A 12,062-nucleotide genomic window follows, 5' to 3' on the forward strand; every position below is an offset into this window, starting at 1 on the left:
CTTCATATTACTACTTCTTATCCATTAGCAAGTAAGTAATCCATTTATTTTCAAAACGAATCTTATCTTATTCTACAGAGAAGATGAAAGAATACACTGGTTGGTTTCCAGCATGCACTTCTACTTCTGCATCTTCAAATTTCTCTTCTACAAATTCAACTAACTCCGCTACTTCTTCGTCAGTTGCATCCTCACCTTGTAGAATCGTTACGATTTCAGAATCTTCATCAATAAGCGCTTCTAGTAATTGCTTCGCAGCTCCTACTTTTTCAGCATTTGTAGATACAATTTTCCCATCTGCAATACACATGAAGTCATCTTTTTGAATTGCTACACCATCAATTTCCGTATCACGTACAGCATACGTAATTTGACCTGTTTTCACATGAGATAAAGCTTCTTGCATGTTTTCTTCATTCTCTTCTAACGTTCCAACTGGGTTAAATGCTAACATTGCTGCCATACCTTGAGGAACTGTTTTCGAACGAACAACAATAACTTCTTGATCTACAACTGATGCCGCTTGTTCTGCTGCCATTACAATATTTCCGTTATTCGGTAAAATAATGATTTTTTCAGCATTTGCTTCTTCAATTGCCTTCACGATATCCTCCGTACTTGGATTCATCGTTTGACCACCTTCGATAACTTTCGTTGCGCCGATGCTCTCAAATAAAGTTTTAATACCAGACCCCATAGCTACAGTTACGATACCATATGGTTGTTTTTCTTTCGATTGAGCTGGTTGTTCAGGAACCATAGTAGGTTCATCTAATAAAGCAGTATGCTGTTCACGCATATTTTCTACTTTAATCTTAATTAAACTACCGTATTTTTGCCCGTAGTTCATAGCGTCTCCAGGATGTTCTGCATGGATATGAACTTTTACAATTTCATCATCAGACACAACTAGTAGCGAATCACCATATACACTAATATCTTCACGGAATTTTTGTTCAGAGAAATTATGCTCTTTCACCTTTTCAGCCTCTAATTTCACCATGAACTCCGTACAATATCCATACTTAATATCTTCTGTACTCAATTGGCTTTGTACACTACGGTGATGTTCTGCGCGTACCATTTCATTCATAGATGGTTGCGTCGGTGCATCAGAAGAAATCGTTTCTCCTTTTAAGTCAGCTAAAAATCCTTCGTATACCACTACAAGACCTTTACCACCGCTATCTACAACGCCAACTTGTTTTAATACAGGTAATAAATCTGGCGTACGATTTAACGATGCGTTTGCTTCTTTCACAACGTCTTCCATAAACAAAACAAAGTCGCGCTGTTTTTTCGCAACTGTTACTGCATATTTACCCGTTTCTCTTGCAACCGTTAAAATCGTTCCTTCAATCGGTTTCATAACCGCTTTATAAGCCGCCTCTACTCCAGCTTCTAGTGCTGCAGCAAAATCAACTGTTGTTAATTCTTCTTTTTGTTCAATGGATTTAGAGAAACCACGGAACAACTGAGATAAAATAACTCCAGAGTTACCACGAGCTCCCATTAATAATCCTTTGGCTAAACTTACGCCGACTTTACCAGCATGCTGTGAAGGGTTTGCTTTCACTTCACGCGCACCTGAAGTCATAGATAAGTTCATGTTTGTACCGGTATCGCCATCTGGAACTGGAAATACGTTTAATGCATCAACAAGCTGAACATTGTTTGTTAAATTATTCGCTCCTTGCATGATCATTTGTGATAAACGTTTTCCATCAATTTTTTGAATTGACACAGATTTTCCTCCTTAATGCACATTACAAGTTTATTACTTTAACTCCTTGTACGTAGATGTTTACAGAATCTACTGCTAGTCCTACAGTTTGATCTAATGTATATTTCACTTTCGTCTGCACATTATGTGCCACTTCTGAAATTTTCGTACCATAGCTCACAATAATATACATATCAATATGTACTTCATCTTCATCTTTACGAACAATAACACCTCTAGTGAAGTTTTCTTTTCGTAAAATGTCTGTTAATCCATCTTTTAACTGATTTTTTGATGCCATACCTACGATACCGTAGCAATCTACCGCGGCACCTCCAGCAATTGTTGCAATTACATCTGTACTAATATCAATTTGACCGTACTTCGTTTTAATTTCAATTGACATCTCGTTTCCCCCTTCATAAATGGTGAAAGTGAGCTAGACTACTTTAGTTACTATCATATAATCTTTTTAAAGAAAATTCCATCGTTCTTTCTTTTCACTCTCATATTTTATGTTTTAAATTACACTTTTTTATGATGAGCAAAATAGTCCATTGTTATTATACAACATGTACCACTATAATATGTCAAGCAATTTTTATGGATTTCAACTTTTCTGCATTAACATATAGTGTCAAGTAAATTTTCTTGATTTCTTTTTTCTACGGTGTTGCATTCTCTTTTTAGTTGTGTTAAATTATAGTAGTGTTTTTAGCATCGCATAAAAGACTAACATTGAAAAATTACGTATGGTAAGGTATCAAGGGAGGGAAATATAAATGGCTCGTGTTTGTGCTATTACTGGAAGAAAAGCTCGTTCTGGTAACTCTCGTTCTCACGCAATGAACGCTACAAAACGTAAATGGGGCGCTAACCTTCAAAAAGTTCGCGTACGCATCGACGGAAAAGTTCAACGTGTTTACGTTTCTGCTAGAGCATTAAAATCTGGCAAAATCGAACGTGTTTAATAATAAAAAAAAGAGCCGATAGGCTCTTTTTTTACTATAACAATGGAAAAAGCACCGGTGATAGGTGCTTTTTTTAATCTTTTTTGAAGGTATTTAACATTGCACGAACTATTCCACCAAGAAATTTAGGTAACTTAATTGTATAAAATCTCATGGTTTCCCTCCTAATCCCCATTACTCCACTTGGTCACTATATGATGTAAGGAGCAAAATTGTTTCTTCAATCAGTGCTTCTTATCAACATTAATATGCCAGAAGTAAATGAAAAAGTACCTTTTTCCTCAACGAGTTCGTTACTAATACAAAGTGTTGATCCCCACTCTATTGTTTTATTAGTAAGAGGGTACTTAAAACCAAACAATGTAATCCCTTCCACTATTTCAGTAACTGGTACAAAAGATACATAAGGAAAATTTTTATTTTCTTCAATTATATGTGTACCCATTTTTTTAACTGTTATTTCATTTTTATTGTCCACAATACACATTTCTATCTCTACTTCTAACCCTTTTAAAAGCATCTGTATATTTGCCAAACCGTGATCAAGCCTTCCACCAGTAGCACCAAAAATACGAATTAGTGCCGGCTTCTGTTCTAATGCCCAGTTGATTGCAATTTCTAAATCCGTTTGATCTTTTTCCCGCGGAACAATATGTAATTCGTTCGTTTGCTGTCCCATCCATACTAATTCTTCTTCAGTAACTGAATCGTAATCTCCAAACGCAACAGCCGGGGTAATCCCTTTCTTTAATAGACGGTATACTCCCCTATCAACCGCTGCCCACACTACTTCCTCATTCTCGTATCGAGCAAAATCTGCGCAATATTCCGAAGGTCCTCCTGCCAAAATATGAATAATCATTTTTTCTTCTCCTTCCATTGTAAAAAGGCAATCTGCCATTCGGTAGATTGCCTTTTTACATATTTTTATCCTATCCTATAAATACCTTACTAGGATAAAAGTTCATCACTACCCACGAATTACGCGAATTGCTTCACCGCGGTCTTTTTGATTGTATACCGCTGACCCAGCTACAAGTACATTTGCTCCTGCTTCCACACAAAGTCTTGCTGTTTCAGCATTTACACCACCATCAACTTCAATTTCCACTTCTAGATTGCGCTCTTTCACCATGTCTGCAACTTGTTTAATTTTCGGTAATACAGAATGGATAAACTTCTGTCCACCAAATCCAGGGTTTACTGTCATAAGTAATACCATATCTACATCTTCTAATACATGCTCAATCACTGAAACTGGCGTATGTGGATTTAATACAACGCCCGCTTTAATACCATGAGATTTAATTAACTGAATTGTACGATGTAGATGCGGACACGCCTCTACGTGAACAGTAATAATATCCGCTCCCGCTTGTGCAAAAGTCGGGATATAGTTATCAGGATTTTCAATCATTAAATGTACATCTAATGGTAATGATGTAATCGGACGGATTGCTTCTACAATTAACGGTCCAATCGTAATATTTGGTACGAAATGTCCATCCATTACGTCAACGTGAATGTAATCCGCTCCGCCCTTTTCTACATCTTTAATCTCTTCCCCTAATTTTGAAAAATCTGCTGATAAAATCGATGGTGCAATTTTAATCATAACTAATACCTCGGCTTTCTCTCTCTAATTTCTTCTACGAATTGTTTATAGTTCTTATAGCGATATTCTGTAATCTTCCCTTCTTCAACCGCAGCTTTCACCGCACATTTCGGTTCAGAAAGATGTGTACACCCTCTAAATTTACAGTATTGGCTCGCTTCTTTCAACTCTGGAAAACAATATGTAAGATCTTCTACTTCTATATCAATGAAATCTAGTGAACTAAAACCCGGTGTATCTGCTACTAGCCCACTCCCAATTGCAATTAATTCTACGTGTCTTGTCGTATGCTTCCCGCGTCCTAAATGGGAGGAAATATCATTTGTTTTCAGCTCTAATTCTGGACGTAGCACATTAAGCATTGAAGATTTCCCGACACCAGATTGACCCGCAACGACAGAAACACAATTTTCTAAGTATGGTTTTAATATATCAATACTTTCTGACGTATTAATAGAAGTAAATAAAACATCATAACCCATCTCACGATAATCATTCGCATAAGCTTCAACAGTTGCTTTCATCTTTTCATCTACTAAATCCATCTTGCTAATACAAATAATTGGCTTAATGTTATGATATTCAATCAGCACTAAAAATCGATCTAACAGTCCAGGGTTAAAATCTGGTTCTACTGCAGAGAACACAAGGATCGCTTGATCGACATTAGCAATAGGAGGTCTAACAAGTTCATTTTTCCGATCAAACACTTCAAGCACATAACCTTCAGTTGGATTATCTGCCTGAAAAACAACTTGGTCTCCTACAAGTGGTGTAATTTTATTTTTTCTAAATACACCTCGCCCACGACATTGCGTAACCCCTTCTTCATGCTGCACGTAATAAAACCCACTTAAAGCTTTTATAATTTTTCCTTCTGGCATAGAATTCTCCTTTTTTGTATAAGGTGATGCTGAATTTAAAAATGAATGGATTTAATTTTTCCAAATAAAGATTTCAAAACCTACCATATATACTTTCGCTAATATACATTAAATTTCCCATTAAATGCAAAAAAATATTTACAGCTGCATCACTTTACTAGCTTTTTGAATCATATATTTTTGCCTGCTATACCGTCCACTTTGTAGACAGCATAACAGGCAATAATAATAATAATAATAATAATAATAAGTAGACTTTCACTATTATTGAGTTGGATATGGTACTTCTTTATCAATAATCGTTACTCCATCTCGTACAATTTTATAGTGTCCCTTTGAACCTTCTTGAATTACAAATTCTAAAGAAATAGTCGCTGATTCAGTAATTGTTCTCGTTTCAACCGGTCTATCCATTTTTTGCTGCATGTCTTCTTTATAAATTTCTATTGTTTGCGGTTTTTTTTCACCTGTTACAGCAGGCTCATATAGGATAGAGATATTGTCCACTTTTACCGTTTTAGTCACTTTAGGTTTTTGACCATCAGAGATAATAATAGTTACTTTATCTCCCTCTTTTAATGGTGTACCTGGTTTTGGAAATTGCGAAATTACAAGTCCTTTTTCGACTGTATCTGAATACTCTCGTTTTATATCTGACGTTAGTTTTCTCTCATTCAAATAACCAGTTACACTATTTTCAGTCCACCCCGAAAAGTCACCTGGTCTAATTTGATAAGGACCTTTACTTACCCAGATTTTCAGTTCTTGCTCCGCTTCTATAACCATTTGATCAGACGTCGGAATTTGCTCTACAATTTCACCTTTCGGCTTATCATTTTCAATATAATTTACTGTAACTTGTTTATATTTTTCTTCTAACTCAGCTTTTACACTCTCAAAGTTTTGCCCTGTGAAATTCGCCATCTTACTTTTCTTTTTTCCACCTGATTGATAGATAGTAATTTTAGCGTTTTCTTTTACCACTCTTCCTGCTACAGGGTCCGTTTTTATTACATCCCCAACTTCAACATCATCTGTATATACAATATTAGGCTCCGTCACCTCAAAGCCCTTTTCTACTAATGTATTTACAGCTGTCGTGTATTTCATACCAGCCACATCAGGAACTTTCACATCTTTCGGAATAAATAATCCTGGAATAACCGTAAGCGCTAATGTTATTCCTATTGCTAAAAATAAAAATGTTGAAATTAAAACTTTAAGCCACTTGTTACTCCTTTTTTTCTTCTTATCTAACTTAGCTGCTTCTGCTCTTACCGGTTCTTCCACCTTACTCCCTTTTAAAACAATTGTTTCATCACTTACATTTTCAAATAATTGTTCTTGTTGAATAATCGGAATCGCTTTCGTCGCTTCCATATCTTCTGGTATGTAAAATGGTTGCTCATTTATCCTCTCTGGATATAGCGCAGTTTCAATATCTCGCTTCATCGCATTGGCAGATTGATATCGATGGAACGGATCTTTTGCAGTTGCTTTTAATATAATATTTTCAACACTTTGCGGAATATTTTCATTCCATCTTTTTGGTGATGGGATTTCACTTTGTAAATGTTTTAAAGCTATAGCAACAGCAGATTCGCCAGAAAACGGTTGTCTTCCTGTTAACAATTCAAACATAACTATCCCCAGAGAATAGATATCTGATTGTTTATTTGCTATCCCGCCACGTGCCTGTTCTGGTGATAAATAATGGACTGAACCGAGCACTGAATTTGTATGTGTAATTGTTGTCGCACTTGTAGCTGTCGCAATTCCAAAATCTGTTACTTTTATTATTCCATCAGCTCGAATTAAAATATTGTGCGGCTTTATATCACGATGCACAATTTCAAAATGATGGGCATGTGCCATAGCGGATGTTAACTGCTCCATAATATCAAGAGCTTCTCCTATAGGTAACATCCCTCGCTCAATTATGTATTGCTTCAATGTTTGCCCTGGTACATATTCCATGACAAGATAGTATATACCATCTTCTTCTCCGACATCATACATATTCACAATATTTGGATGCGACAACGTTGTAACAGACTGCGCTTCTCGATGGAAACGTTTAATAAACTCTTCGTTATTTGAGTAGTCGAGTCTTAATATTTTTACCGCTACATCTCGGCCAAGTATATCATCATGAGCTAAATATACATTGGCCATTCCGCCACCACCAATCATTTTCAGCAGCTTATAACGGTCATTTAAGCGTTTTCCAATCAGCACGTTGCACTTCACCTACTTTCGTTTGTCGAACCCGCATAATCAATAAGAACAAGTGTGATATTATCTTCTCCACCGCGATCATTTGCCAATTGAATGAGTTGCTGCCCTTTACCTTCAAGCTGTTCATTTAACTGTAAAATTTGTCGCATATCATCAATAGAAACTTTGTTTGATAACCCATCAGAGCAAAGAAGTAATTGATCATCTTCCTCAATCACCAACGTTTTAACATCTAACCCAACTTTTTCTTCTGTTCCTAATGCTCTTAATAACACATTCTTTTTCGGATGATACTCTGCGTCTTCCTTCGAAATTTCACCATGTTTCACAAGCTCATTTACAAGTGAATGATCTTCCGTTACTAGAGTCATTTCTCCTTCTGATACCATATAGCAACGACTATCTCCTATATGCCCTATTGTCACAAAGCTTGGTGTACAAACAGCTATTATAAGCGTTGTTCCCATACCATTACATTCCGCATTTTGCTGAGCGTATTCATATATACGCTCATTAATAATCCCAACACTAGTATGTAACCATTGTTCTACTTTTTTCGGCTCATTCATATTATGTGTTTGCTTCCAATAATCATGGAATAATTGAATGGCCATCGAGCTAGCTACATCACCAGCTCGATGACCTCCCATTCCATCTGCTACTACCGCTAATACATTTCCATCTAAATTGTGAAAAACTCCTGCACTATCTTCATTATGTTGACGAACTTTTCCTTTATCCGATAGAAATACGGCTTTCATCTCGTCACCTCGTCTCTTCTTTGCGCTCCTTCGCACGCAACTGACCGCAGGCTGCATCAATATCATGACCTTGTTCACGGCGAATCGTTACATTCACTCCACGATCTTTTAACGTTTTCTCGAACAAGAAAATTTGTTCACGTGGCGTACGTACATAATCACGTTCAGGTACGTAGTTTACCGGAATCAAGTTCACATGACATTTTACACCTTTTAAGAGCGCAGCAAGCTCTTCAGCATGCTCTACTTGGTCATTTTCTCCTCCAAATAATCCATATTCAAAAGTAATACGACGCCCTGTTCTATTTACATAGTATTTAATAGCTTCCATTAAATCTGGTAATTTATAAGCACGGTTAATCGGCATTAATTTTGAACGTAATTCTGAGTTTGGAGCATGCAATGAAATCGCAAAATTAATTTGTAGATCTTCTTCAGCAAACTTATAAATTTTCGGGATAATTCCACTCGTCGAAACAGTCATATGTCTCGCACCAATATGAAGTCCTTTTTCATGGTTAATGATGCGTAAGAATCCCATTAAATTATCGTAGTTATCAAATGGTTCTCCAATTCCCATAACAACAAGAGAACTTACACGTTCTTCTGTTTCATCAAGCGCACGCTGAACTTCTACTACTTGCGCTACAATTTCTCCAGCTTCTAGGTTTCGCTTTAATCCACCAAGTGTCGAAGCACAGAACGTACACCCAATACGACAACCAACTTGCGTTGTTACACAAATGGAATTTCCATATTCGTGTCGCATTAATACCGTTTCAATAGAATATCCGTCATATAATTGGAATAAGAATTTAATTGTTCCATCCGAAGACGTTTGTTTTACTAACGTGTTTAAAGTAGTAATATCAAAGGAATTCGACAATTTATCACGCAATCCTTTAGAAAGGTTTGACATATCCTCATAATTTTTTACACGTTTTTTATATAACCAGTCAAAAATTTGTCCAGCACGGAACTTCGGTTCTCCTTGTTCCTTTAACCAATCTTGCATTTCATGAAGTTGTAAAGAGTAAATTGATGGTTTCTTCGTTTCTAAATTTTTCTTTTGTTTTCTTACAGTCGTTTCCATGATGCTACACCTTCTTCCTTAAACAAGCAATATAAAAGCCATCCGTTGCAAAATAATGCGGCAAAATTTGTACTTGACCTTCATCAATATACGGAGTTAATTTTTCTGGCATACGCTCTTTTAGCGTAGTATCCCATTCAAATTCAGGATGTTCTTGTAAAAACTTCTCTATTACTTGTTCATTTTCTATTTTCTCAATTGTGCACGTACTATAAACAAGACGACCGCCTTGCTTTAATAATGGTGCTATTTTTTCTAGTATTGCAATTTGAATCGTCGATAATCTTTCACTATCGCCTTTATCTTTTCCTAACTTAATATCAGGTTTACGTCTAATTACACCAAATCCAGAACACGGTGCATCTACCAATATTTTATCAAACGTTTCATTTGCAAAGTGCTCTTGCACTTTTCTAGCATCTAGCGCTTTAGTTTCGACATTTTCTAGACCCAGTCGCTCTGCTTGCTGTTTAATTAAACGTACTTTGTGTGCATGTAAATCAAGGGACATGACCTTACCAGTTCCCTTTAATCGTTCGGCGATATGCGTTGTTTTTCCGCCTGGAGCAGCACAACTATCAAGAACTGCATCTCCCGTATTCGGTTCTAAAGCACGTGCTACAAGCATAGAACTTTCATCTTGAATAGAAAGAAATCCTTTTTTAAATGCTTCTGTATGTGCTACATTACCTCTTTCAATCTGAATTGCATCATCTGACAAGTCACCACGTTTTGCTTCTATACCTTCACTTGCCAACAACTCAATCGCTTCTTCTACCGTTACCTTATCAACATTCACACGTGCTGTTGGTACAGGTGGTAACATGTTTACTTCGCACATTTTTTCTGCAGTTTCTAAACCATATTCTGAAGTCCACTCTTGGACAAGCCAAACTGGATGACTTGTTGTAATTGCAAGACGTTCTACTGGATCCTTGATTTCATCTACAGAAGGTACACCTTCTCTCTGAATCGAACGTAATACACCGTTCACCATACCAGCAATCCCCTTATGCCCGCGACGCTTTGCAATCTCAACCGCTTCATGAATAGCCGCTCTTTCTGGCACTCGGTCTAAATAAATCATTTGATATAAAGATAAGCGAAGCAATACTCTTACCCACGCCTCAACCTTCTTTTTTAAAAAAGGCTGTAAATAATAATCTAATGTGTCACGACGTTGAATCGTTCCATATACAATTTCAGTTAATAAACCAATATCTTTTCTATCAATTGTACTCTTTTCAATTAGATTATTTAAAAGTAAGTTACTGTATGCACCACTTTTTTCTACTTGAATTAAACCATCAAGAGCTAATTCACGAACATTTTGTCTCATGCATTTTCTCCTAACTTCGTTCCAATTTCAGGTTTTGTTCCACGTAAAAATTGTGAACAACTCATACGCTTTTTACCAGAAGGTTGCAATTCGGTAATTTTAACACCTGTTTCATTACCTGTTGCTACAACAAAACCATCTTCTTCGATTGCAACAATCGTACCTGCTTCAGCTGATTTCGTTACAGGTACTTTTTCTCCCCACCATACTTTAACAACTTGTCCTGCTAAAGTTGTATAAGCAACTGGCCATGGATTCAATCCGCGAATGTGATTGTATACTTCTTCACCTGTTTTTGTCCAATCAATTTTCTCTTGCTCACGTTTTATATTGTACGCAAACGTTACTTCTTCTTCGTTTTGTTTAATCGGTTCTAACTTACCTTGAATTAATAAAGGCACTGTTTTAGATAGAAGGTGTGCTCCTGCTTCACTTAATTTATCAAATAATGAGCCTGTCGTTTCACGCTCTTCAATTTCCACTTCCACTTGCGTTAAGATATCACCAGCATCCAATTTTTCTACCATATACATAATTGTAATACCTGTTTTTTCTTTACCTTCCATAATTGCATAATGAATTGGTGCACCACCACGAAGTTCAGGAAGTAAAGAAGCGTGGACATTAATACATCCATACTTCGGTGCTTCTAAAATTTCATTTGGTACAATCTGACCAAATGCAGCTGTTACAATTAAATCTGGCTCTAACGCCAATACTTTTTCATATTCATCTTTTTCACGAATTTTTAACGGCTGTAACACAGGGATACCATGTTTTTCCGCTTCAACTTTAACAGGTGTAGGGGTTAATACTTTTTTTCTACCTACTGGACGATCAGGTTGCGTCACAACACCTACTACCTCATAGCCATCTTCAATAAGACGACGAAGCACCGGCACTGAAAAGTCCGGTGTTCCCATAAATACTACTTTTATCATTTAAAAACCGCTCCTTTTAACACCTATTCTAGTTCGTTTTCTTCATAATATCTTGTCACTTTCGATGTAAATAAAACACCGTGTAAATGATCGATTTCATGTTGAATTGCACGCGCTAAAAATCCTTCCGCTTCTAATAAGAATACTTTCCCACGGCGATTTTGCGCCCTTACTTTAATATAATCGGCACGTTCTACTTCACCATAAAGTCCCGGGAAGCTTAAACAGCCTTCGGGACCTACTTGTTCACCACGTTTTTCTAATATTGATGGATTGATTAACTCGATTTTCCCAGTATCATCATCGACATCAACAATCGCTACTTGCAAGCTTACACCTACTTGAGGCGCAGCTAAACCGACTCCGTCCGCAATTAACATTGTTTCATGCATATCTTTCAACAATTTCACTAACTTTTTATCAAAGTTAATTACTCTTTCGCATGGTGTTTCTAACACTTCATTTGGATGCTTTACTATTTCTAAAACTGCCATATT

The 12,062-nt window shown here is 36.6% G+C and carries 13 protein-coding genes; 1 reads left to right on the forward strand and 12 read right to left on the reverse strand.

Going from position 1 to position 12,062, the window contains the following annotated elements:
• Positions 1–67: 67 nt before the first annotated feature.
• A complete protein-coding gene (locus F3I02_RS11040; RefSeq protein WP_000027129.1) occupies positions 68–1,744 on the reverse strand; it encodes a DAK2 domain-containing protein in 1,677 nt (558 codons plus the stop codon).
• 22 nt (positions 1,745–1,766) lie between these two features.
• Entirely contained in the window at positions 1,767–2,129 is a 363-nt protein-coding gene (locus F3I02_RS11045) for an Asp23/Gls24 family envelope stress response protein (protein WP_000021109.1), read from the reverse strand.
• 376 nt (positions 2,130–2,505) lie between these two features.
• Between F3I02_RS11045 and rpmB the strand changes: the two genes are divergently transcribed.
• The gene (rpmB, locus tag F3I02_RS11050; protein ID WP_000124776.1) at positions 2,506–2,694 is read left to right on the forward strand and encodes a 50S ribosomal protein L28; all 189 of its coding nucleotides are present in this window, start codon (positions 2,506–2,508) and stop codon (positions 2,692–2,694) included.
• 73 nt (positions 2,695–2,767) lie between these two features.
• On the opposite strand, the gene spoVM is transcribed toward rpmB, so the two are convergent.
• The 10 genes from spoVM to def form a co-directional block, all read right to left on the reverse strand.
• Positions 2,768–2,848: a stage V sporulation protein SpoVM gene (spoVM, locus tag F3I02_RS11055; RefSeq protein ID WP_001213599.1), complete on the reverse strand. Its 81-nt coding sequence runs from the start codon at positions 2,846–2,848 to the stop codon at positions 2,768–2,770.
• Between the two features lie 66 nt (positions 2,849–2,914).
• A complete protein-coding gene (locus tag F3I02_RS11060; protein ID WP_000752663.1) occupies positions 2,915–3,595 on the reverse strand; it encodes a thiamine diphosphokinase in 681 nt (226 codons plus the stop codon).
• 69 nt (positions 3,596–3,664) lie between these two features.
• Positions 3,665–4,309 carry a ribulose-phosphate 3-epimerase gene (gene rpe / locus F3I02_RS11065; protein WP_196477997.1) on the reverse strand — a complete coding sequence of 215 codons (645 nt, stop codon included), beginning with the start codon at positions 4,307–4,309 and terminating at the stop codon, positions 3,665–3,667.
• A 2-nt stretch (positions 4,310–4,311) separates the two neighbouring features.
• Positions 4,312–5,193: a ribosome small subunit-dependent GTPase A gene (gene rsgA, locus F3I02_RS11070; RefSeq protein WP_001113932.1), complete on the reverse strand. Its 882-nt coding sequence runs from the start codon at positions 5,191–5,193 to the stop codon at positions 4,312–4,314.
• A 264-nt stretch (positions 5,194–5,457) separates the two neighbouring features.
• Complete coding sequence (gene pknB / locus F3I02_RS11075) at positions 5,458–7,431, reverse strand: Stk1 family PASTA domain-containing Ser/Thr kinase (protein ID WP_196477998.1); 1,974 nt, start codon at positions 7,429–7,431, stop codon at positions 5,458–5,460.
• 8 nt (positions 7,432–7,439) lie between these two features.
• A complete protein-coding gene (locus tag F3I02_RS11080) occupies positions 7,440–8,192 on the reverse strand; it encodes a Stp1/IreP family PP2C-type Ser/Thr phosphatase (RefSeq protein WP_000648704.1) in 753 nt (250 codons plus the stop codon).
• Between the two features lie 4 nt (positions 8,193–8,196).
• Positions 8,197–9,285, reverse strand: coding sequence for a dual-specificity RNA methyltransferase RlmN (rlmN, locus tag F3I02_RS11085; protein WP_000450541.1), 1,089 nt, complete (start codon positions 9,283–9,285; stop codon positions 8,197–8,199).
• Between the two features lie 4 nt (positions 9,286–9,289).
• Positions 9,290–10,624 (reverse strand): 16S rRNA (cytosine(967)-C(5))-methyltransferase RsmB, encoded by a 1,335-nt coding sequence (gene rsmB, locus F3I02_RS11090; protein WP_001249684.1) that lies wholly within the window; start codon positions 10,622–10,624, stop codon positions 9,290–9,292.
• Positions 10,621–11,565: a methionyl-tRNA formyltransferase gene (gene fmt, locus F3I02_RS11095; protein WP_000598806.1), complete on the reverse strand. Its 945-nt coding sequence runs from the start codon at positions 11,563–11,565 to the stop codon at positions 10,621–10,623. The genes rsmB and fmt overlap by 4 nt, the downstream gene beginning before the upstream one ends.
• A 23-nt stretch (positions 11,566–11,588) precedes the next feature.
• The gene (gene def / locus F3I02_RS11100; protein ID WP_000279463.1) at positions 11,589–12,059 is read right to left on the reverse strand and encodes a peptide deformylase; all 471 of its coding nucleotides are present in this window, start codon (positions 12,057–12,059) and stop codon (positions 11,589–11,591) included.
• Positions 12,060–12,062: the final 3 nt, after the last annotated feature.

This window comes from Bacillus sp. SRB3LM (assembly GCF_015712745.1).
Classification (GTDB): Bacteria; Bacillota; Bacilli; order Bacillales; family Bacillaceae_G; genus Bacillus_A; species Bacillus_A thuringiensis_K.